This is a genomic window from Flagellimonas sp. 2504JD4-2 (assembly GCF_053642935.1).
This window is the reverse complement of sequence record NZ_JBSIOV010000003.1, coordinates 210473-234701: the sequence shown is the minus strand read 5'-3', so window position 1 is coordinate 234701 and position 24229 is coordinate 210473. Positions and strand designations below refer to the sequence as shown.

Annotated in this window: 18 protein-coding genes; 4 read left to right on the top strand and 14 right to left on the bottom strand. The window is 41.8% G+C overall.

Annotation, left to right across the window (positions count from 1 at the left end):
• Window positions 1–4 precede the first annotated feature (4 nt).
• Genes ACULLH_RS12215 through ACULLH_RS12195 form a run of 5 tightly spaced genes read right to left on the bottom strand, consistent with a single transcriptional unit; the run spans window position 5 to window position 5153 of the window.
• Complete coding sequence (locus ACULLH_RS12215) at window positions 5–622, bottom strand: cytochrome c3 family protein (protein WP_454089031.1); 618 nt, start codon at window positions 620–622, stop codon at window positions 5–7.
• The gene (locus ACULLH_RS12210) at window positions 619–1314 is read right to left on the bottom strand and encodes a multiheme c-type cytochrome (RefSeq protein ID WP_454089030.1); all 696 of its coding nucleotides are present in this window, start codon (window positions 1312–1314) and stop codon (window positions 619–621) included. The genes ACULLH_RS12215 and ACULLH_RS12210 overlap by 4 nt, the downstream gene beginning before the upstream one ends.
• Before the next feature lies 1 nt (window position 1315).
• Window positions 1316–3646 carry a molybdopterin-dependent oxidoreductase gene (locus ACULLH_RS12205; protein ID WP_454089029.1) on the bottom strand — a complete coding sequence of 777 codons (2331 nt, stop codon included), beginning with the start codon at window positions 3644–3646 and terminating at the stop codon, window positions 1316–1318.
• Window positions 3647–3648: 2 nt separating this feature from the next.
• Complete coding sequence (locus tag ACULLH_RS12200) at window positions 3649–3888, bottom strand: chaperone NapD (protein ID WP_454089028.1); 240 nt, start codon at window positions 3886–3888, stop codon at window positions 3649–3651.
• Window positions 3889–3890: 2 nt separating this feature from the next.
• A complete protein-coding gene (locus ACULLH_RS12195; protein WP_454089027.1) occupies window positions 3891–5153 on the bottom strand; it encodes an alginate export family protein in 1263 nt (420 codons plus the stop codon).
• Between the two features lie 256 nt (window positions 5154–5409).
• On the opposite strand from ACULLH_RS12195, the gene ACULLH_RS12190 reads away from it, so the two are divergent.
• Window positions 5410–7230 (top strand): pyruvate kinase, encoded by a 1821-nt coding sequence (locus ACULLH_RS12190; protein WP_454089026.1) that lies wholly within the window; start codon window positions 5410–5412, stop codon window positions 7228–7230.
• Window positions 7231–7299: 69 nt separating this feature from the next.
• On the opposite strand, the gene ACULLH_RS12185 is transcribed toward ACULLH_RS12190, so the two are convergent.
• The 6 genes from ACULLH_RS12185 to ACULLH_RS12160 all read right to left on the bottom strand — a co-directional run bounded on the left by ACULLH_RS12185 (window position 7300) and on the right by ACULLH_RS12160 (window position 16583).
• Window positions 7300–7971 carry an ion channel gene (locus ACULLH_RS12185; protein ID WP_454089025.1) on the bottom strand — a complete coding sequence of 224 codons (672 nt, stop codon included), beginning with the start codon at window positions 7969–7971 and terminating at the stop codon, window positions 7300–7302.
• Complete coding sequence (locus ACULLH_RS12180; RefSeq protein WP_454089024.1) at window positions 7964–9052, bottom strand: adenylate/guanylate cyclase domain-containing protein; 1089 nt, start codon at window positions 9050–9052, stop codon at window positions 7964–7966. The genes ACULLH_RS12185 and ACULLH_RS12180 overlap by 8 nt, the downstream gene beginning before the upstream one ends.
• Window positions 9053–9062: 10 nt before the next feature.
• Window positions 9063–12176 (bottom strand): efflux RND transporter permease subunit, encoded by a 3114-nt coding sequence (locus ACULLH_RS12175; protein ID WP_454089023.1) that lies wholly within the window; start codon window positions 12174–12176, stop codon window positions 9063–9065.
• 26 nt (window positions 12177–12202) lie between these two features.
• Window positions 12203–13288, bottom strand: a complete 1086-nt coding sequence (locus tag ACULLH_RS12170; RefSeq protein ID WP_454089022.1) for an efflux RND transporter periplasmic adaptor subunit — start codon at window positions 13286–13288, stop codon at window positions 12203–12205.
• 20 nt (window positions 13289–13308) lie between these two features.
• On the bottom strand, window positions 13309–15696 hold the full coding sequence (locus ACULLH_RS12165; protein ID WP_454089021.1) for a TolC family protein: 2388 nt from the start codon (window positions 15694–15696) through the stop codon (window positions 13309–13311).
• Window positions 15697–15854: 158 nt separating this feature from the next.
• Window positions 15855–16583 carry a slipin family protein gene (locus tag ACULLH_RS12160; RefSeq protein WP_454089020.1) on the bottom strand — a complete coding sequence of 243 codons (729 nt, stop codon included), beginning with the start codon at window positions 16581–16583 and terminating at the stop codon, window positions 15855–15857.
• Window positions 16584–16933: 350 nt separating this feature from the next.
• Between ACULLH_RS12160 and ACULLH_RS12155 the strand changes: the two genes are divergently transcribed.
• Both ACULLH_RS12155 and ACULLH_RS12150 read left to right on the top strand, forming a co-directional pair.
• On the top strand, window positions 16934–17647 hold the full coding sequence (locus tag ACULLH_RS12155) for an NUDIX hydrolase (RefSeq protein ID WP_454089019.1): 714 nt from the start codon (window positions 16934–16936) through the stop codon (window positions 17645–17647).
• Between the two features lie 151 nt (window positions 17648–17798).
• Window positions 17799–19655, top strand: coding sequence for a glycoside hydrolase family 2 protein (locus tag ACULLH_RS12150; protein WP_454089018.1), 1857 nt, complete (start codon window positions 17799–17801; stop codon window positions 19653–19655).
• A gap of 8 nt (window positions 19656–19663) precedes the next feature.
• On the opposite strand, the gene ACULLH_RS12145 is transcribed toward ACULLH_RS12150, so the two are convergent.
• The 3 genes from ACULLH_RS12145 to ACULLH_RS12135 form a co-directional block, all read right to left on the bottom strand.
• A complete protein-coding gene (locus ACULLH_RS12145; protein WP_454089017.1) occupies window positions 19664–20359 on the bottom strand; it encodes a protein-L-isoaspartate(D-aspartate) O-methyltransferase in 696 nt (231 codons plus the stop codon).
• Window positions 20360–20548: 189 nt separating this feature from the next.
• Window positions 20549–21622, bottom strand: coding sequence for a DUF2911 domain-containing protein (locus ACULLH_RS12140; protein WP_454089016.1), 1074 nt, complete (start codon window positions 21620–21622; stop codon window positions 20549–20551).
• A gap of 22 nt (window positions 21623–21644) precedes the next feature.
• Window positions 21645–22748, bottom strand: coding sequence for a hypothetical protein (locus ACULLH_RS12135; RefSeq protein ID WP_454089015.1), 1104 nt, complete (start codon window positions 22746–22748; stop codon window positions 21645–21647).
• A 132-nt stretch (window positions 22749–22880) separates the two neighbouring features.
• On the opposite strand from ACULLH_RS12135, the gene ACULLH_RS12130 reads away from it, so the two are divergent.
• Window positions 22881–24146, top strand: a complete 1266-nt coding sequence (locus ACULLH_RS12130) for a hypothetical protein (protein WP_454089014.1) — start codon at window positions 22881–22883, stop codon at window positions 24144–24146.
• Window positions 24147–24229 lie beyond the last annotated feature (83 nt).

Below are 24229 nucleotides of genomic sequence, written 5' to 3'. Positions count from 1 at the left end.
ATGGTTATTTCCGTTCTTTCTCTTTTTCTGTGTTGAACCGTGCCGGCCATTTTGAGGCAATCTGTGGTTCATGTGGGTTATGACAATTGACACAGGTCATTGCCGCCCTGGGTTTTGCCCATCCACCAATATTTTTGCCGTGGGCACCGCCTTTCCAATCTTCTACCTGATTATTATGGCATTGCGCGCACAATTGATAACTCTGGTTGAAGTCGATGGCATTCCCAGTTAAGCTATGCAGATTATCCATGTCGTTTCCGCTGTGACAGGTGGCACAATTCATCGCATTTGCATTGGCATGATCTATTTTGATATCCCAGTGCGCCTTTTGCTCTCCAGGTCCTTTTTGTAACTGCTTCAAAGGTTTCGAATGGCACTCGGTGCAGGCATATGATTTGATTTGACTCTTGCGTTCCGGAATCAAAAAGGTATGCCCACCTTCGGTAATTTCGATGGTTTTGATGTCACCAATATATGCTTCGGATGAAATCCCTGGGTCTTGGTAGTGTTTCCCCTCCTCCTCAATTTTTTCCTTGAGACTATGGTATTCGCCCTCTTTGTGTTTACAGGAAAACAAGCTGCAAAGTATAAAGAGGCCACAAACTATTCCAAGCTTTTTCATTCTATATTGGTATTGGCCCTTACGAACAGTTCTACATTTTTTACTTCTTGCGCCTTCGGTACATGGCATTGTCTACAATTGACCCGTTCGGGATGGTCTATCCAAAGTTCTTTTACGGCCGCTGGCCCTGCATGGCACGAAAGACAGTTCTCCCGCATCTGCAATTGATGTGGAATGGCGGGAGGACTGCCTGGCAAGGCATTATTGACTCCTACTTCAGGAGCCGGTTTTTTATAAAAATTGGTAGCGACAAAGTTGGACTTTGTTTGTTGCTCTACATGACATTGCTTGCAATTGATCATTTCAGGATGTGGTGTCACTGGTGCGTAGGCATTGAACTTTTCAACAAAACCCCCATTTTGATGACACTGCAAACAGACCTTGGCTCCCATACCGAGTTTTTCCTTAACTGGATGGGGAATACTGGGCGGTGCTCCAACGTAAGCCCTGTTGTTATAATAAGTATCCAAGGTCCGCTGATGGTTTTCATCTACGGGCATATTGAGATAGTCCAAGGCATAGCCAGACCGTTCAAAAACCTTTTTCTCCGAAGGAATAACAGGAATGTCACTTACTTCATGAATAGGAATATAGGCTTCCTCCAAACCCTGATAGTAACTATAGGTCCAGTTTGCTAAAAACCCGATGAACAAAAGGGCAAAAACCAATAAGATTCCGACTCTTTTTTTCATCTTAGGCTTTTTCAACTTTTACGGCACATTTCTTATAGTCCGGTTCTTTGGAAATAGGACAGAATGAATCCAATGTAATGTCATTGATGAGCATATTCTCATCGAAAAAGGGCACAAATACCTGCATGGGTGCTGGCACTCCCCTTTCATTTACAGAAGCCGGTAAAGTGATTTCACCCCTTCGTGTGGTAAGCTTCACGTTATCCCCTGTTCGAATCTGCATCCGCTTGGCATCGTCGGGATGTAATTCCACATAGGCGTGCGGCATGGCTTGGTGCAAAACGGGAATACGTCTTGTCATAGAACCCGTATGCCAATGCTCCACTACCCTTCCGGTGCCCAGCCAGTAAGGGAATTCGGCATCCGGCTCTTCCGCTGCGGGCTCGTAGGGACGTTGCCAGATGATGGCCTTTCCATCCTTCTTTCCATAAAAATGGAAGTCTTTTCCGTTGGAACAAGCCGGGTCATATTTAGCATTAAAACGCCATTTGGTCTCCTTACCATCCACGTACGGCCACATGGCACCTGATTGCGATTTCAATACTTCAAGCGGGGCCATATTGTGTTTTTTGTTATCGTGATGCTTTCGGTATTCGTTATAGATTTCCTCAATATGGGTTTCGTCCTTATAATAGAATTGCTTCTCAAAACCCATACGTTTTGCCACTTCGATCAATTGCATGGTATCGCTCATGGCTTCTCCAGGTGGCTCCACCATTTGTTCAAAATATTGTGTTCGGCGTTCTGAATTTCCATACATACCTTCCCGTTCCACCCACATCGCGGAGGGCAGAATCACATCGGCAATATCCGTGGTCGGAGTTGGATAGATATCCGAAACCACGATAAAACGGCCTTCTTTTTTGGCCCCATCCCGATATCTTTTCAGTTTTGGCATGGTGACCATGGGATTGGTAACCTGGATCCACATAAATCGAATATCACCGCGATCTAAAGCTCGGAACATTTCCACCGTATGATAGGTAGGTTTTGAAGGGATGTTTTCGGCCGGGACATCCCAAATTTTCGCTGCGAATTCTCGGTGCTCTTTGTTCATGACCACACCATGCGGCAGTTTATGGGTCAAAGTACCTACTTCCCGAACGGTCCCACAGGCACTGGGCTGGCCTGTTAACGAAAATGGACTGTTTCCTGGGCTCGAAATTTTTCCTGTGAGTAGATGGATGTTGTACACCAGATTGTTTATCCAAGTTCCCCTAGTGTGTTGGTTCATCCCCATACACCAAAGCGACATTACTTTTTTATTCGGGTCGCCGTAATGCGCAGCCAGATATTTGATGTCCTTTACCGAAACCCTGGATAGTTTGGAAACTTTTTCGGGAGTATAATCTTCTAAAAACTTCTTGAAATCATCCAGCGTTATGGGTTCCGGCTTGTCAGTAAATTTATAGTTGTCCTCCAAACCATATCCCATATTGGTCAGGCCTTTTCTCAGATTACAATGTTCTTCCACAAAAGCCTTGTTCATCCAACCATTATTGATGATCTCGTAACAGATGGCGTTCGCGACGGCTAAATCCGTCTGCGGATTGAAAATGATGGACTTATCCGCAGCCATACTCGTTCTGGTGGTCCGGGTCGCAAAATCTATGATTTTCACACCTCTTTTTAACCGTTGGTCCAATAATCGAGAGAACAGCACGGGATGCATCTCCGCCATGTTATTGCCCCATAATACAAAGGTGTTTGCGTGGTCAATGTCTTCATAGCAACCCATGGGCTCATCAATTCCAAACGAAGTTAAAAATCCAGTAACCGCGCTGGCCATACATAGACGGGCGTTGGCCTCCACGTTATTGGTCCCTATACATCCTTTAAAAAGTTTTGAAGCTACATATCCATCAGGAATGGTCCATTGGCCCGAACCGTAAATTGATACAGCATCCTTACCATGGTCTTTGATGGTCTCCTGCATCTTGGAAGCCACCAAATCCAAAGCCTCTTGCATAGAGGTTTCTACATATCTTCCATTCCTTTTGACCAAAGGTTTCGTCAAACGGTCCTGTCCATACATCGCCATAATGGAATGGTAGCCTTTTACACAACATAGTCCTTTGTTCACCGGTGATTTTGGATCTCCTTTGACAGCAATGGCCTTGCCGTTTTCTGTCCCGATAAGCACTCCACAACCTACACCGCAAAAACGGCATGGGGCTTTCTTCCAATCCAAATTGGCATTGGCCGGGATGCCTCTCTCCTGCTCCTCGGCGAAGACAATTCCCGGGAACATACTGGCCGCAGCTGTCATTGCCGACAACATCGCCATCTTTTTGATAAACTCGCGCCTATTGGTGTGTACGGATTGATACATAATTATGCGTTTTTGGGAGTGTTAAAGCCAGACACCAGCGCCATCAACTTTATATCACTTATTTTTTCAAGGTTTTGCTTCAACTCTTCTTCTTCCTGTTTCGAGTCCGTTTCTGTAATCAAAATCAATACGTCTTCGTTCTCCGCAGGGACTACCTCACAATGTTGCATATTGGCGAGTTCATTGGCCAATGCTTCTTTTTTTCCTTCCGTTGGATGTACCAAATAACTTTTTATCGGCATGATTACTGGTCTAAGGTTGTTTGGAACAGTGTCGGTTTTATGGTCACCATGACCCATCCCCAATAGTTGGCGTTACCGTCAAAATTATTCTTGAGGAATTCCATTCCTTCGGAAGCAAACAAATGGGAATACCCTGCTTTGATGTTCACATCCTTTTTGAAATTATAATTAAGGACAAAATCCGCTTCAATTCCCAATTGTTTGGAGTCGGTACCTGCTAAATCGGCGGCGGCTGAGAAATTATGGATACGCCCGCTTAGAGAAGTCTTTTCTCCCAATCCGACAACAGACCCAATATATACATCCAAAAGCCCTACATTGTTGGCGTGGTTGCCCACAAAAAAGTAATCCATGAGACCATTGAACTTGTGATTGGTGCCATAAAATGGTGTGAAGGCCTTGTTTTCACTATTTGTAACTACTCCATTATCATTACCACTTATCAGTTCACCCCCAAGAATCAAAGACCATTTGGGTTCTATTTTATAGCTTCCTTCAAGAGCCAACAAATAAGCGCTTATGTCATTGTTACCTACATCGTTTCCGAATTGATAATATAGGTTTGCGAACCATCCCAATTTTTCTTTGGCACCTTTGAGGTGGGTGCCAATGGTTTGGCTAAACCTTGTTTCATTATTATCCGCGTTTATGGCATCGGTAAATTGCAATCCGTTGTTCAAGAAAAGAAAACTTGCCGATACGCTCTCCCAATCCTGGTGAAACCAAGCATATTGAAGACTCTTATAAGTATTGGTTGTAAGCAGATTGTTCAGGTTGGCTTCCCCATCTTGATTGAAAGCCGCTCCAATATGGAAACTGGTTTTATCTTTTTTGTATTTCAATAACGCTACATCATGACTTCGGGCTTGCTGCGCCCAGGCCACACCACCAAATATCCGTTGGTCATCATAGTTGAGTACCTGTCTTCCCAATTTCAAGGAAAATTCAGGGGAGAACAGCAATTCGCCCCAAGCTTGGTGTACGCCAAACCCGTTACGGTCAGCTCGGTTCAATTGGGGCACATCGCCCCAAACACGAATATCCTGAACACTGAGATAAAAATTTAAGTATTCATTTTTATATCCCGCGTTCAACCGTGACCGCTGCGAAATAAAAGCGGATGGATCTGCATTATCCGGAAATAGGGATTGAAAACCATGTCTGAATTCAAAACGGGGCCTTAACTCCGCGTCAACCTTAACCTGCGCACGCGCTACCACTATGGCAAATAGAGATAGAAACAAACATGTAGCAGTTCGTATCATTTGGGAGGAGGTTGATTGTTGGAATGCGCTGTTTGAATTTACAAAATTTTTGTAGAAAAATTCCATCAAAATCGAAATATTAAGGGTTTATAAATCGATTGGAAATTTCTGATTTAAAAGGGATTCAAAACATGACAAACATCATGTTTTGTTGGATTGCTTTATTTATCTTACAGCCTCAGCTCCAATGAAATTTTATGTTTGTGCGTATATATTCATCTTTTGTCCAACGAAATAGTTTACCCAAACTGGCCGAATGAAGGTAAAAACAGAAAAAATAAGGGAGCTTATCGCTCAAATAGAAGCCATTTTGGAGGCTATCCGTAAATCAGAACCAAATTATAAAGGTTTTTTAAAGGAGGTAGACCCAGTTTATACAAAAAGTGCAAGAAATCTTGTCCACTATACCACCTTTAGAACATTCGATTTAAGAACGACCCAAAAGAGATTAAAAAATATTGCACTGACAAGACTCTCAAAAGCTGGGGGACATCTAAAATCCAGCTTATTGAAGACAAGATATATTTTATATAGTTTGCTTGGTGAACCCCCTACTCCAAATGACAAAGCCGGTCTATCCATTAAAAATGGAAAAAGGTTGTTAACCCGAAATACAAAAGAACTTTTAGGGTATCGTTCCAAAGGTCGTCGGGTGCGAATTATGGTTACCCAACCAACGGAGGCTGCCATTAATTATAAATTGATCCATGATATGGTGGGTAATGGTATGAACTGTGCGCGAATCAATTGTGCCCATGATGACAAGGAAATCTGGGGAAAGATCATCACCAACATTAAAAAAGCCTCCAAAGCACACGGGAAACAGGTCAAGATTGCTATGGACCTTTCCGGGCCTAAAATTAGGACAGGTAACATTGCACCAGGACCAAAGGTTAGGAAGTTCACTCCGGACCGTGACGACTCTGGAAACATCTTAAGTCCAGCTGAACTCATTTTTGTACCGGAGGTTACGGAGGATTCGGAGCCCAATACCGTACCGGTTCCTTTGGAATGGCTCAAAAAATTGAATCTGGGCGATGAACTAAGGTTAACGGATACACGTCATAAGTTGAGACGACTGAAAATAGTAAACGTAGGTGAGCTACAAGTCCATGCCCATTGCTATGAAACCTCCTACATCGGCACGGGTACGATCATCCGAAGTAAAGATGGTATGCTAGAGGAAGTTGTTGTTGGTGAACTCCCTCCAATTGAACAATACATTCTCCTAAGAACCGGTGATCTACTTACCATTATCAAGGCTAATGTAGATGGCAAGCCCGCAAAATTTGATGAGGATGGAATTCTTATTGAAAGCGCAAATATCTCTTGCCAGTTACCCGAGGTTTTTGATCGCGTAAAAAAGGATGAGGAAGTATTGTTTGATGATGGAAAAATTGAAGGCCGCATAGAAGCTGTGTTTAATGACCATTTTGAAGTACGTATTACCCGTGCAAAAGAAAAAGGATCTAAACTGAAAGCGGAGAAAGGAATGAATTTTCCCAATACGGATTTAGGAATTAGTGGTCTGACTACAAAGGATAAAGAGGATTTGGAATTTGTTGCCAAGCATGCCGACATCGTAAACTTTTCTTTTGTCAACTCCAAAGCTGATGTGGAAGAGTTATTGACTGAACTCGAAAAGTGGAAGGTTACCAACAAATTGAGCATCATTCTTAAAATAGAGACCAAATCAGCCTTTGACAATCTGGTGGAAATACTCCTTACAGCTATGCAAGTGAAATACATTGGTGTAATGATTGCAAGGGGAGATCTTGCTGTCGAAACCGGATGGGATTCCATTGGAAAAGTACAGGAAGAGATATTGGCCATTTGTGAAGCTGCCCACATCCCTGTCGTGTGGGCGACCCAGGTCTTGGAGAATTTCGCAAAGAAAGGGCTTCCCTCAAGAGCTGAGATAACTGATGCCACTGCTTCCTTAAAAGCTGAATGCGTAATGTTGAACAAGGGTGCATATATCAATGAGGTATTGCTCTTGCTTAACAACATCTTATCCGACATGGAACGGTTTCATGACAAAAACGATGCAATGTTGCCTAAAATGGAAAAGGCATAAATTGCCTTCAACCCAAACTTTTTTTCAGCTTAAAGGTGCTTTTTCAAGTTATTCTGTGTCTTCGAAGTTCTAAGTTCGGCCCTTGAATTGGTTGATGTATTTCCCCACCACTGCGGCGGTAATGATCACCAGATAAAACTGTCCCATCAACCCAATCAAAACAGCAGCTTTTTGGGCGAGCGCGGTGGTCGGTAATATATCTCCGTAGCCAATGGTGAGTAAGGTTATAAAGCTATAGTAAAGGAGTCTTTCTGTAAGCTGCTCCGGCCCAGTTTCAATAAGAAACAATCCTTGGAAGGAGCCTGGATAGGTCATTTCAATGCCCAGACAAATAAAAAATCCCAAAAGTCCCAATGAAATATATCCACTAATCAGCCCTAAAATCACATTCTTATTGACCTTTTTTATTGACCATACTTGCGAAATAATTTCGATTGTGACCACTATATAAAACAAAAAGAAAGACGCCATTTGTAAATAATCATAGGCTTTTGAGTCACTTTTCTCGAGTAATGTTGACCCAAATGCAAAAATTGTTACTACCAAAAGAACAATGAAAAACCACATCAATTTTCTTTTTTTGGAAATCAATACAATTCCCGCTGCGAGATTTGTAACAAAAAGTAATGGTGCCAAAATAGTTTCGAAAAATATGGGAGGAAAAATCAAAGAGCCGAATAAAATTGTAATCTGGCTAAAAAAGAAAATCTCGAATCGATAGCGGTATAGCTCTTTAATCATAGTGCCCAATGGAATAGATCTTAATTTCTTTCTTTTTTCCTTTCAACAACACTTCACCAATGGGTTTTGATGAAAAAGTTTCCTTTACGCCCAAATCCTTCAATAACTTTTCGGACAATAGGAAGTTTACATTGTGCTTGTTGCATTCTGCTTGGATACGCGCAGATGTATTGATGACGTCTCCATGGTACGCCAATTCCTTCTTTATAAAACCTACTTCAGCAGCCATTAAGGTGCCTCCATGCATACCGGCCTTAAATTCTGGAAAGACGCCATACTTTTCTAAATAATGATTATTTCTTGATGCCCGTTTTACTTCAAAAGCAAAGAAGATTTCTATACAATTGCTGTTGGACAACCCTCTTTTGTAAGACCAACTTAAAACCGCTTCATCCCCGACATATTGGTAAATCTCAGCTTCATATTTTAGTACTACCTCATTAAGGTCGAAAAAACAATCTTGTATAAACTGACTATACTTATGGTGACCCAACCGTTCTGCAATGGTGGTGGAATCCTTTAAATCCAAAAACATAAAAATACGCTCCTCTTCCTTCGGATTGCTGTAGACCCCCCGTAACATTTTTAGGAAGACACCGCTCCCAAACCGCTCGACCGCCATTTTTAAGGTTGAAAAAACAAGAGATGCAAGCAATAGGTAAAAAAGCAAGCCCCAGACCATTTTTTCCCGTAGCCACCAGCCCGGCTCTACATCAATATGAACAAAGGTGAACACCTTGGAAACTATTGTTGCGGTGATGGTAAGGACTATGATGGTCGAAATAAATTCCAAAAAGGTCTTTACGATCAGCATAAGACCTAGACTTAATCGCTTTGAAATCAGTTTGTCAAATAAAAAATCTATGGAAGCGTAAAGCACTCCCAATACTGCTCCCATAGCTGCAAAGGATGCCAAGGGTTTTAGAAAACCAGTCGGTCCAGCGATATCATCGATTACAGTAATCCCGTTTTCTTCATCCAACCCGAAATAACGAAATATGGCAAAACAAGCTAAAGCGGCACTCCAAAAGATAATGGATTGCCATAGCAGATTCAGGTAGCGTTTAAGGTTATGACCCATAGTAAATGGACTATTCATCCAATAAAGCCTCATTAAACTTATATCCCTTATAACTGACCCTAAAGAGGGCGCTGTATAAAGCCGGTATGAACAATAGGGTGATTATGGTACCAAACAACAATCCAATCATGATGCTCACTGCCATACCTTCCCACATTTCCCCTCCACTGAGATAGAGCGGAATCAAGCCCAATACCGTAGTAAAGGTAGCCAATAAGATCGGCCTGAAGCGCTGTAGACAAGCCCCAATAACAGCATCTTGTTCCGTACGACCCAAATCCCGTTGTTCAATCTCCATTCGGTCAATAAGCACAATGGCATTATTGATCACGATTCCCGCTAAGGAAATAACCCCCAAAAACGGCATGAAACCAAAAGCTTCCTGAAAGACCAACAAACCAATGACAACCCCGATTACCGCCAGCGGGATGGTAAGCACCACCATGGCCATTTTTCTAAAGGAATTGAATTGAATGATCAAGAGCAAAACAATGATAAAGGCCGATATGGGCAAATACCCTATCACAGAGCCCATACTTTCTGCCGTACTTTCTGCATCTCCACCAAATTTATAACTGTAATTATCGGGCCAGTTAATCGATTCTTGATCCAACCAGGGTGTAATTTCAGCGGTTATGGCCGAAGCGTTCGCTCCTTCACGCAACTCACTGCTGATATTGATGGTGCGACGCAAATCCAGGCGTTTTATCTTGGAGTATTGCCAAGCGGGGACAATTGATGCCACCTGCAATAAAGGAACTGTTTTCCCCGAATTTTGCGAATACACATTTAAGGTTTCCAAGGAGGCCAAGGACTGCTGTTGTGAGGCATCACTACGCATAATAATAGGGATTGATTTATCATCCTCTCGGAACTCTCCTGTTTGAAATCCATCCAAAACCGTTTGGAGTGAAGTGGCGATATCCTGACTGGTCACTCCTGCAGTTTGTGCCCTATTCTGATCGATCTCGATCAAAAACTTTTTACTTTTTGGGCCCCAATCATCTTTTACATTTTTGGTTCCAGCAATGCTGGCAAGCTTTAACTTAACCCGCTCAGAGATTTTGGACAATTCATCGGGATCACTCCCAGATACTTTGATTTCTATTGGGGTGCCGCTACCTCCAGACCCCAATGCTCCCACTTTAATATCCGCATTTGGGAAGTTATCAAATGTATATCTGTCCAATTGGGAAATCATGGCATTGTTTTCATTAAAGGAAGAGGTATTGACCAAAATATGGGCGTAGTTGGAATTGGCCTCATCCGGAGAATATCCAAGGTCATAAGATTCAGGTCCCTCGCCGATATAGGAAGACCAATCGACAATACCCAAACTTCGATTAGCATTGGTCTTGAGCGAATCGGTCATAAATTGTTCAATCTTATGAACCACTTCGGTGGTGCGTTCAATCTTATTTCCTTCTGGCAAATTAATATCGACGGTAATCATGTTCCGGTCACTATCCGGGAAAAAGATGAATGGAATCTTGGTGAAACCGTATAGCGAAACGAAAAAAGTAATAATTATGGTAATGATCACTTTGTATTTGTTTGCCAAGGCCATCAAAATCAAATTTTTATAATAGCTCTTACAAGCGTTGATGATTCTATCGACCAAACTTGGCTTTTTCTCTCCTTTGGGAGCAACCTTGAGAAACATATAACAGAACATGGTGATTACCGTAAGCGCAATAATCCATGAAGATGACAAAGCGATGGTTATGACTACAAAAATTGGCCCCACAATGTCTCCCATCGTGGTTGGGGATAGGTAAAATGCCAAAAACGCAGCCGATGTGGTCAAGGTGGATATCAGCAATGGCATCCATAGTTCGGAGAAAGCGTCTACCGCTGCTTTCTTTTTTTCAATCCCCTGTTCCAATTTTACCATAATGGTCTCCGCAACAACTATGGCATTGTCCACCAGCATCCCCAAAGCCATAATCAAAGCTGCAAGTGTTACCTGGTTCAATCCAACATTGATGAGCCCCATGATCATTAAGGTCATAATGGTCACAATGGGGATAAGACTTGCGATAACAAATCCTGTTCTAAAGCCAAGAAAAACCAGCATCACCAATAAAACAATGGAAATGGATTGCAATAGATTATTTATGAAATCGCTCACCTTAACGTCTATGTACGTATCCAGCGAAGAGACCCTTGTCAGTTCCAGTCCAATGGGTAATTTCTTTTTCCAGCCGTCCACAACTTGGTTGACAGCTTCACCCAAAGCAACGATGTTTCTGTTTTCTTTTAGATTGACATGCAATGAGATTGCCTCCCTTCCATTTATGCTCACGATTTGGTTGGGTGGGTCTATATAACCTTTGGTTACGGTGGTAATGTCTCCCAACTTTACTAACTGGGTTCCATTTCCAACGGCGATCAACATATCCCGAATGGCTTCTACGGAATCAAAATTACCCGTAGGTTCCAGTATGATGCGTTCGTCACCCACATTTACCTGACCACCAGAATTTAGAATATTGGTCGCTGAGATGCTCTGCTGTAGTTTGGATGCGGAAAGCCCATATTCCTTTAATCGTGTATTGTCGAACTCAACAAAAACCCGCTCTTCTTGTACGCCACCCAATTCTACTTTGGCAGCATCGGGCAATTTGATGAGTTCATCTTTGATGTCATCGGCATACTCCTTCATCTCGGCATAGGAATATCCGTCAGAGGTCAATCCCACCACAATACCATAAACGTCCCCTACGCCATCATCATTTAAATTTGGATTCACTCCACTCGGCAATCCCTGAATGGCATTCAATTTTCTTCGCAAGCGATCCCAAACAGATTGCATTTTTTCTTTGGATACTTCATCCTTTAGTGTAACGCTGACAATGGAAAGCCCGGTTCGTGACGTACTGTTCACTTCATCAAGCTCGGGAAGTTCCTGGGCTACCTTTTCAATTTTATCGGTTACCAGTTGCTCTACACGTTCTGGGCTGGCCCCTGGAAAGGAAGAGACCACGGTTGCCACACGTACGGTATAGGGCGGCATACTATCCCTTGAAAGTCCAAAATACATGGAAATACCCAGCAAAATAATGGTTGCTAGGACCATGAAGGTTATTCTGTTCTTTTCAATGGAAAACTTAGCTAAATTCATAGGTTGGTTTTAGTGAAAGTGCTCTTTTATTGCAATTTTACCTCTTGTCCATCCAAAAGGGTCTGCAAACCTGCTGTCGCGATTTTTTGTCCTTTTGATAAGCCGGATGTTATTTCGAATCCATCGGCGGCAAGGTCACCAATTACAATGGCTTGCTTTCTTACTTTGGTCATTTCGCCCTCCTCTTCAATCAAAAACACGAAACGGCCGTTGCTGTCCTCGCCCACAGCATGGGCCGGAACAACCAGTCGGTTTTCATCAATTTCATGATCTCCAAAATCAAAGGCAACATTGGCCGCCATACCACTTTTAATGGCCTCACTTGGATTTACTACTGTTACCCTAACCGGATAGGTGGCAGTATTCGCATCTACGGCCGGAGCCACTTCGGTTACCTTGGCCTTAAAGGTTTGATCAGGTATTGCTGAAAAATCGACAGCAACCTCCATACCTTCCTGTACACCGTTGATAACACTCTCGGGCAATCCCAATGAAATTTCCATGTCGGTTCCGGAATTCAGAATTGCTACGGACTGACCGGCTTGGGTGTTCTCATCAATCTCTGCGGAAATCGATGCTATGATACCATCCTCAGGGGCATAGATGTATCCATAGTTTATTTGTTCTTGTTGAATCTCGACACCTCGGTTAGCTGATTTATAACTCTCCTCCGCATTTTTAAAGGAGTTTTTTGCGGCTTCAAAATCGCTCAGCGAGGTACTTCCTTTTTCGTATAGGGAACGAATCCTATTTAAGTTTAACTTACTGGTATTCATTTGTGAAGCTGCGCTGTTTAGCTGGGTAATCGATTGCTCATAAGCCAATCTGGATTGTACATTATCCAATTTGGCCAATAGCTGTCCTTTCTTCACCTTTTGTCCAAGTCTCATATCAAATTGAGTGATAATCCCAGAGCTCCGGAAGCTTAAATTGATGATTTTGTCAGTACGGGCTGTTCCACTAAACGTTCTTACGCGTTCACCTCCCAGAAATCCCACTTCTTGGTATTTGACCGGTCGTAAGAACTTCTCTTCCTTCTTTTGCTCCCCACCGCAGGATAGGATCCATCCTGTTAACAGGAACAACAAGCCTAGTTTTGATATCACTTTCATCAGTCTGTATTTTTTGTCAGTTAATTTCTGGTGTTTAAATATTCAAAGAATCGTTGTCTGAACTCATTGTTTTTCTCCTCAGAGTTCAATAAAAAATAATAGCCTAAAAACCGTTCTACCTGCAACGAATTGATCAAGTAATTATAGGTGGCATTGGCTCTGGCCAACTGGGCATTCAAATAATTGTTCTGTGCATCCAACAATTGGACAATATTGACTGCTCCATTGGAATAAGAGGCTTGGGTCAGTTCCAAAGCTTCCTCAGCTGTTTCTTCGGATATTTTTGAAAGCTGGATATTGGAAACTTGGTTGATCAAATTCAATACAGCATTTCGAATATTCACGGCAATACCGAGTTCCACATTGTTTTTATTGATTTCCAACTGCTCCTTTTGGATGATGGCCGTTTGACGGTTGATATTGGATAAATTCTGATTTACAATGGGAATGGACAGGTTAAGGCCTGCGTTATAGGTATTGTCCAATAGCGAAGTACCTTGTGGAGGGGTACTCCCTGCACCTGATCTGTTGAACGTGGAGCTATATTGTCCCTGCAACGCCAAGGTGGGTAGAAGCCTTCCATAACTATTGAGTTTTATATTTCGCTCGGTTGCAAGCAGGTTGTAGTCCAACGACTTTAATTCGGGAGCATTGGTATAGGCTTCCTCAATCAAGAAATCGATAAAGGGTTCCCGTAATGTGGGGTTATCCAAAAGTTCAAAGAATTCTTCATAATTATATCGTTGAAAAATACCTTCATTCAATTCTACATCCTCGACATCGATCTCAAGGCCCACCTGGTTGTTCAATAATTGATTAAGTACCAAAAAGCCTTGCTCCAATTGGTTGACCGCCTCTATCATGGATTGGGTGTTTTGTGCCATTTCACTTCGGAAACGTAGCATATCTGATTTTCCAGATTGCCCAGCCTCAAAATTTTGCTGCGCGATTTCCAAATTACGCTTGGTTAGGTCAACGTTCCTATTTTGAATCTGCGCATTGACCTTTAATATCAATGCATTGAAATAAGCGTTGGACACATCGAAGATCAGATCCAATTCCGCGGCATTAAAATTGGCCTCTTGTGCCTTCTGCAAGCTCTTTTGTATGGAAATATTGGCATTGGCTGCCTCGGAAAACAGCGTCTGGCTCAGGGTAATATTTCCTCCCGTGGAGAATTCGGGATTCTGGCCTAGACTTGCTTCTGCAGCATCCGGGTCAACATAGGTGGCGGTACCTGCGGCGGTCAAGTTTGGAAGGTAATTGCTGTTCGCTGACTTTATATCCTGTTGGGCCAGCTCCACATCCTTTTGATTGGACAGCAGGGAAAGATTGTTCTCCATTGCATCATTGATAGCGGTCAGGAGGTCATAATCCTTTTCGGAAATAACATTTTTGAATTCCCCAACAAAATCGGTTTGTCCCACTAAACTGTATTTAATAGGGACGCCTATGGCTTCCGCAGTATTGTAATTGATGGTCAGTCGTGGGGTGTAATCAATATAAATGGGAAGTTCCGAGAGTGGCGTACCGGTAACATAGGCTTCAATGGTTAGCGCAATGCGTCTAAAAAACTGATTTAGATTATCATCCGATTGATAGGTCGCCATTATACCATCCTCAACAACTTCGACCCCATTTACGGTAAATGACGGGAGTTTGGCCTGGATAAAAGCGTTGGCCAATTGTTGATTTTCTTCTTTGCTAAAGAAAAAACCTCCTGCCATATAAATGGCGTCAATGCCTTGCAAATTGGAAAGGATATCTTGAACATTATTGAAGGGAATCAAGGTGTATCGAGAATCTATGTTTTTGAATTCCCTATCGAAGGTTTCCTTAAGTGGTAAGATTTCAAGAAAAGGTGCATCCACAGCTATGCCCAGGTTTTCGAAGTTCGTCAATTCATGAAACTTTTTAAAATCCTCTTCATAAGATTCAGATTCTACCAAATAGGTAAAATTTTCTATCCCTGAAGTAGCATTGGTCAAATCGAGGTTATGAAGGTCCCTATTGACCGCGCCAAACAAAATTGTGGGTTTTCTATGGACTTTAAGCGGGCTGATAATTTGATTGTTGACGATGCCAAAGGCCAGAATAATATCCGTACTGTTGTTCAAAAGCTTGTCATAGTTCTGCCTGGCTTTGGTCAAATCGAAATTGTTGACCAGTATATTTTCCTCCGGAAACTGTATTTCAGCATCCTCTCCCACCACCGCAACGATCTCGGATTCTAATTTTTCGAGCAATGGGGACAGCTCTGGGTTTATTTTATCAATAAGTATCCCTATCTGATACGTTTTGTCCGTTTGGGCGGCAAGTGTCAACGAAAAGAACAGGAACAGCAAAGGCAGTATTCGTTTTATATGGAAAGTAGCAACGCAACGGAAATTCCGGTTGATAGTATTCATGGGAGGTTTTTGTGTCTTCTTAAATTTAACAAAAAATATAATGCTCTCCATGTTATGATACACGAAGTTATTTGTTCCGAAATGTATCAAAAAAACAAATGGATATCGTCAATAAAGAAAACTAAATGCGTCTTCTGAGCTAGCCAGTAACTTTTGATTTAGTCCCTTCCGGGATTCTTGGGCAATACTTCCTCTGGAAATGGGAATAGGATCGTCGAGTTCTTTTCAGCGGCTATATTGGACAATGTTTGGTAGAGTCTTAATTTAATGGCTGATGGAGATTGGTCTATTTGAAGTCCCGCCTCTAGAAGTTTGGCGGCGGCCTGTTCCTCGGCCTCAGCAAGTATTATTCGCGCTCTTCTTGAACGCTCAGCCTCAGCTTGGTTGGCCATCATTCGCTTCATGTTCTCGGGCAATTGAATGTCCTTTATCTTAACATCGATAATCTCAATGCCCCAGTGATGGGTTTCGTTTTCAACAATGCTTTTGATATTCTTTCCCATTTCTTCCCTTTTGGACAAAATGGTATCCAGCTCTACCTTTCCACAAACGTCTCTCAGTGCAGCTTGGGAAAGTTGAGTGATTGCAAAATCGTATTCCTCTACTTCTAAAACTGCCTTTTCTGGATTATTTATCTTAAAAAAAACTACTCCATCTATACTGGAAGGTACATTGTCTTCGGTCATGACCTCCTGTGAAGCAATATTGATGGTGATGACTCGGATATCGACCACTTGAATGGTTTCCACCAGTGGTATAATCCATCTAAACCCAGGTTGGAGGGTCTTAACGTACTTTCCAAAGCGAAATTTTAGTGCTCTTTTATACTCAAAAACAATTCGAATTCCTGCCAATAGGACAATGCCAACAAGAATGCTTGCAAACATAGGAAAACCCATACTTTTGATATTATTGGTTTAACGTAAAAATCATCTATAAGTTACGAAAATAATTTGAAACCAAAAAGTATTAAACCGCTGAAAATCAATGTTGAATGACTACCTGGACACTTATAAAGTAGACCTTGTTTTCTCCTTCCATAAAACGTTCTTCATCTTATGGTCTTTGAAAACCTATCCATGCTTTTGTTTTCCCTTGGTTTCAGTTGTATTCCTTAATACGGCTCGCTGATCGCACTAAGTCCTATCAATCAACAGTTTTCAGTCGATCAAAAAGATGTTTTTGTTATTTTTATGGAATCAATTAATCAAAAAACATCTCCAACCCGCAGGATAACATGCCCACTAGTAAGTACGACCTGGAACAACGCATTACCGTAGCAGTGGACTGCATCATTTTCGGATTTGATTCTGAAAACCTAAAACTACTCCTGTTTAAGCGAAAAGTCGATCCCTTTATAAACTCGTGGTCCTTGATTGGATCATTGATCAACAACTATAGCTCTTTGGATGATGGAGCGACAGAAATCCTTTATCGTCTCACAGGTCTTCAGAACGTGTATTTGCAGCAACTAAAAACCTATGGAGAGGTGAACAGGGATCCCTTGGAAAGGGTGATTTCTGTGGCATACTATAGTTTGATACGAATCGAACAGTTCCACCTGGACTCGATTCAAAGCCACGATGCCAAATGGTTTAATTTGGATGAAACCCCAGAACTTATATTGGATCATGGTCAAATGGTAAAAGATGCCATACGAAGGCTTAGGACACAAGCGAGTTATCAGCCCTTTGGTTTTGAGCTTCTACCGGAACTGTTTACCCTGCCGCAATTGCAGACCCTTTACGAGAAGATTTATAATACCTCTTTTGATTCCAGAAATTTCAGGAAGAAGATGCTCTCTTTGGACATTCTTGCAAAAACGGATAAGAAGGATAAATCCTCATCTAAAAAAGGGGCTTTTTTATATAAGTTCAAAAAGAATGGCTCCACCCCTTCGGATTTTGAAATTGAAAGTCATGATTCGTTCAAGCCGATTATTAGACTGTAAAACAGATAATTATAGTTTATTTTGATTTGGATTAGAATGAATGATTTTTCGATTCTTTTTTAAACGTAAAAACTACGCTTATTTGTTTTATCTTAGCTCTGTCCATTCTGGAACCGTTTCCGAAAAACTAGCAAACCCAACGCTCAATCTCATGAATCAATTCAAAAAGATTACCCTATTCACTTTAAAAACTTTCTTGGCACTTTCCTTCCTGATAGCTCCAATGACCCTACTCTACGCACAGGTCAAAGAACCCGCAATAACGACCCAATGGACCAATCAAGTTGATAAGGAAAATCCACTCCAAGAATACCCCCGCCCACAAATGGTGCGATCCAAATGGAAAAATCTCAATGGGCAATGGAACTACACGGTTCAGCGTAGAACTAGTGGTATTCCCAATAATTTTGATGGAAAAATAACCGTTCCCTATCCTATTGAATCCTTTCTATCCGGAGTTCAAAAAAGAGTAGGTTCTGGAGAGGTTGTATGGTATCAAACCAATTTTAAGATTCCCTCAAACTGGAAAAACAAGAATATTCTCCTGCATTTTGGCGCTGTTGACTGGGAAGCGACAGTTTTTGTGAACGGAAAGGAACTCGGGACACATCAAGGTGGCTACGATCCGTTTAGTTTTGATATTACCGGAGCCTTGAACGGTTCTGGCTTGCAGGAGCTTACTGTAAAAGTGTGGGATCCCTCAAGTGAAGGCACCCAACCCAGGGGAAAGCAAGTGACCAAACCCCAAGGTATCTGGTATACCCCGGTTACCGGAATCTGGCAGACCGTATGGCTAGAACCTGTTCCAAAACAAATCATTGAATCTATTCGGATTACACCAGATATTGACCAAGAAAGGGTTTTAGTAGCCGTTAAATCGAATAAAAATCTTGGCAATGACTATGCTATCAACCTCAAGGTATTGGCAGATGGAAAACAAATCGCTTCAACAAAAGGAAAGATTGGGGAAAATATTGCCATACCGATTGCCAATGCCAACTTATGGTCGCCTGACAATCCATTTTTATATGATTTGGAAGTAGAATTATCGAAAGGCAATAGGCAGATTGACAAGGTGTCCAGTTACTTTGGAATGCGAAAAATTTCAACCCAGAAAGACGCCAATGGCCATGTCCGCATGGCATTGAACAATAAAATACTGTTCCAATATGGGACATTGGACCAAGGATGGTGGCCCGACGGACTTTACACTGCTCCTACCGATGAAGCACTGGCTTATGACATCGAGGTAACCAAAAACTTAGGTTTTAATTCCATTAGAAAGCACGTAAAAGTTGAGTCCGCTAGATGGTATTACCACTGCGATAGATTGGGGATGCTGGTTTGGCAGGATATGCCAAATGGCGACAAAAGCGCCGATTGGAGGGCGCCTTCAGGTTATGATGGCAGGGAAATGGAAAGAACTGCACAATCGGAACACCAGTTCTACGCAGAATGGCAACGGATCATGGATGCCTTTTATAACAACCCAAGTATCGTGATGTGGGTACCATTTAATGAAGCTTGGGGACAGTTTAAAACCGTTGAAGTCATCAATTGGACCATGGATTATGACCCATCACGATTGGTAAACGGGCCTAGCGGCGGAAACTATTTTCCAGCAGGACATACCGTTGATGAACACCAATATCCCGGTCCTAGCATGCCAAGGGCCAATCTTCACGCACCGGACATTTTAAATGGAAGAGTCTTACTTTTAGGTGAATTCGGAGGTTTGGGATTGCCCATCAAAGACCATTTATGGCAGAAAGATAAAAATTGGGGATATAGAAATCTCACGGGTAAGGATGAGCTATTACAATCCTATAAAAAGTTGATTGACCAAATGCCTGCGCTAATCAGCAAAGGGTTGGCAGCGGCCATATATACCCAAACCACCGATGTTGAAGGTGAAGTAAACGGATTGATGACCTACGATAGAAAAGTCATTAAGATGGATGTTGAACAAGTAAACAAGATCAATAAGGCATTGATAAATGGACAATAGGACCTAGTTCATTCTTCCCTTGTAAAGGGGACAAACCGGACAGCCATAAGGTCCTTTTTTACAATCTTGTTTTTTTTCTTGTGGATCAGTACTAGTTGACGAACTCCATTGTGGGGGCCGACTGGAATGATCATTCTCCCACCAACCTTTAGTTGGTCAACTAAAGGTTGGGGAATGTATTCCGCTCCTGCGGTCACCATTATCGCGTCAAAAGGTGCTTCTTTCGGCCAACCATTGTAGCCATCTCCCCTTTTGACTTTCACATTGGTATATCCTAGTCGTTTTAAACGTTTTTCCGCACTCAATGCTAAATCCTCAACGATTTCTATGGTAAACACGGCATCCACAACTTTGGATAGTACCGCAGCTTGATATCCAGATCCTGTTCCGATTTCCAACACCTTATAGTTCGACTTCAACTTTAAAGATTGGGTCATAAAAGCCACAATATAAGGTTGGGAAATCGTCTGCCCCTTGCCAATTGGCAAAGCCCTGTCGTAATAAGCAAACTGTTGGATATTCTCAGGTACAAATTCATGTCTTGGAACATTTAACATGGCGTAAAGTGTTCCGAAATCATAAACCCCTCTGGCCTTTATTTGCGTATCGACCATCTGCATTCTCTCGGTAGTAAAGTCAGTTTGCCCAAATGAAGCAGTGGCAGCGAACAAAACACATAAGGTGATGATAATAATCCTGCACATGCTATTCAACTCTAAATCAATCCCTTATAATTTACAAAAAGTTAATGAGATATGCTCGACCTGACCCAAAGTGGAAAAGCCTTAATAAATTAAGGCTTTTCCATGATTTTCATGCTATTCGGAATTTCCACAACACTACTGAAATGAAAGTGAAAATTTATGGGACTGCTCCCATTTCCTTTTTGAAAATCATTTTTGTTCCAAGATCAATTTATTTGAGAGATACATATAATTCGTATACGCCTTGGACCGCTCACCGGCATGTTCATAAGCCTTTCCAAAGTGAAAGACCACTTTCTTTTGATTTCCATCTTTGATGTAATATTCCCCCATGGCCAGATTAGCAATCCAATTGTTAGGGTCTTTTTTGAGCATTCCAGATAAAATTTCAAAAGTCTTAGCCTTGTTTCCTTCAAGCAGTATGAAGCTGAGCGGATAGTAATAATAATATGGGAAGCCTTTTCCCGCGGCTAAAGCCCGTTTTTCATATGCCCTGCTTTCCGATACCTTTCCTTGCTTTGCCAGCAGATTCGATTTTAATATTAGATTCCTAAACTCCTCACCAATTTCAAAGGACTTCTCAACATATTGCAACGCGGCATCCACATCTGAAGGATCTTTTACTATTGTCAACTGGGCTATTTTGACATAATCATCTACATTTTTCTCTTCTTTGGTTTTCAGGTCGGCCAGCACGGTCTCGGTCACATCCACCTCAATCTTAATACCACATTTTAAGTTCGACCACTGCAGCTCCAATACTGCTGACTGAGGCTCTCGAGTCACAAATTCGTAGTTCAACCATTCTTGATAAGCATTTTGCTGTGGGATTGCCGTTACTCGTAGCGCATCCTCTTCTTTTTTATAGCTGAAACTACCCCAACTATCGGCATTTTTCGAAAAAATATAGGTCCACTCCTTCTCTTTCACAAAAATGTGTAATCCGTATTTGCCTTTGGCCAATGGCTTCCCCTGTACCTTCACATCGTGACTGAACTCAACAGTGGTATTCTCGTTGGAACCCGCTCTCCATGGATATTCGACACCATCGACCACAAAATCATACGGCACAATTCCTCCGAAAATCTTTCGCTTCTTTGCAGATGGACTATGATAAACAACAGTGACATCAGTAGTTCCGATACGTTGCATAACTGAAGCCTTTGGGCTTACCTTGGTAGCCACGAGCATATCCTGGGCACTTAAAGTGAAGCTTGCTACACCTATAAAATAGATGCAAAACAGTATGGTATTCTTTATCATGATTGTTCGTTTTTGATTTGTTTTATTTGATTTTGAGACTCTCGGGGTTCGCAAACCTTCCGGTTACAAGCCAACCACCAAAATCCTCGGAAACAGCAATTAGTAAAGTGTTCTTACCCTTCTTTAAATCCAGATAAACAGCATCAAAAAGGCCAATAGTACCCAGATACCTGTAGTCCCTACTTCGAAAGCGATTGGTTCCCTTGTAGATAGGTTTATTGTTTAAAAAGACCAGTGCTCTATCACTATAGCCAAAATCGAAAAGTTTCATCTGATCTTTGTCCGAGGTTATATTCAGCCTGGCAAAAACCGTATTTCCAGGAACATCACCATCAATTTTTATGGCTCGAGCAATGTTGGCGGCCACTCCCTCCTCTACAGAGATTTTATTATTCCATTTTAGGCGCGACACCAAAGAACTTATCGTTTGTGGGTTGTCCAATTCTTTTTCCTCGAACTTGTTGGATACCGTCCACTCCCCTATGACATTTTCAATAGGTTCCCTGGTACCTGGCTTAAAATTTTGGATAACCGGGGTCCGTTGGTCCACTTTGATATTGGCGATGTGAAAGCCGCGAACCAATCCACCTGACAAACTAATACTACCCGCTTTGGGCTCATGGAACAATTGCCAAGAAAGGTGGGGTGTTTCCGAATAATCCAAAAACACTTGTGCTTGACGGTCATTGACGACAATTTTTACATGGGTCCAGGCATCAAAGTTATATTCATGGGGAAAGGAATATTTGGGACCGAAGTAAAACTGCCAATTGGCAAGTCCATTGGTTACCGGCGTAGCTTGGTTGGCATCCGGATTTCCAGATTGATGTGGTCTGATATAAAATTGTTCGGCATTGTCATCGTTAATTCTGAAGTATACCCCTGGGAATCCACGGTCTTCGGTTATGTAAATGTCATATTCGATGGTTCCGTTTAAAAAGGATATATCTTTTAAGCCAACTGTACCTCCTTTAAAATAAATGGTTTGATGACCTTTGAATTCTTCAAATATGTATGATGAAGTATTCATTTTGAGATGGACCGTATCGAGGGGAATAGCTTCTTGACTGAAACCAAAGTATAGGTTGAAAAGAAAGAGAACGGATAAAATGATTGATTTGTTCATGACTGAATATTTTTTTTGATGTATCGAAGCTCCAACAAGAGGCGCAAAATCCAAAAACAAGTTGGTTCAAGTTAATTCATTCCGGTTCAGGAACGCATTTTTTTGTGATCTTTGCTTTTATAACACATAGTTATGTATCCAGAGCATAAATGGGTTCAAAAATGTTTGCAGCAAATAGAAGCACAGCTTGGCTGGGGCGCTTCAAATTCGTGGCATAATGATATGTTCATAGAATTGAGTGAACGCATTCAGCAAAAGACCAAAGTGCTGCTAAGTCCGGTTACCCTTAAGAGAGTTTGGGGCCGAATTGATTATCACAGTGCACCAAGCATCACCACATTGAACACGCTTTCCCAATTTGCCGACTTCGATAACTGGAGGGATTTTAAGGGCCGGTATTCCAAAAAAAAGGGTTCAAGTATATCAAAAAAGATAAGCACCAATTTGGGCGTCATTATGTTGAGTGCCTCCGTAATGACTGTTATTTTCATTTCATTTTATTCTTTAAGAGATCCAAACACCGAGAATACTTCAATTGACATCTCGAAGGTGGTCTTTGAAAGCAGGCCTATTGCCAAAGGATTGCCCAACTCCGTTGTTTTTGAGTTGGATCTAAGTGAAATCAATTCGGATAGCATCCATATTCAACAATATTGGGACCCTACAAAAACCATAGACCTTAGCCCAGGTCAGACGCAGGCAACAGGGCAGTATTACTTTCCTGGATACTTTAGGGCCAAGCTCTTGGTCGATGGCATAGCCATAAAACAACACGACCTCTTTATAAAAACAGAAGGATGGCAAGGCACTTTGGATTATAGGCCAATTCCTAAATATGTCGCTTCACAAGATATCTATGATACAAAACTTTCTTTTCCTTCCGGAATTATAAAAGAGATGTCATCCGAGGAAAACCCTTTGAGTGCCACCTTTCATATGGTCAAGGATTTTGGGACCATTTCGGGTGATAATTTTGAGCTTCGGTCTACGATTCAAAATACCTATAGGGACAAATGGGCCGTTTGCCAAAAAGCTTGGGTCATAATCCTCGGAACAAAAGGTGCTATGGTCATATCATTTTCCATTCCTGGATGTGTTTCTGAACTTGGTGTAATGATGAATGATGTATATGTCAATGGGAAAGAGCATGATCTATCAGGCTTGGGACTGGATTTATCCGAACCGAAAGAAATCTTACTACATGTAAAAGACAAAAAGTTAACCATACTTCTAGAGGACCAAGAACTTTTTTCAAGCAGCTACAATGAAAGTATTGGCCGGGTTGCGGGATTGCGCTATCGCTTTTTAGGAGCTGGTGAAGTTTCAAAAAGTATACTTTCGGACCTTCAAGGCGAAACCACTATTGATTTTTTGGATAGCAGCGTAGTCGCTGACTAGATTTGAATACTTACGGTTTGTTAGGAATATTACTTTATGTTTCATTTTTGAAGAGTTCTTCATTATTACTCATACAATCGCTA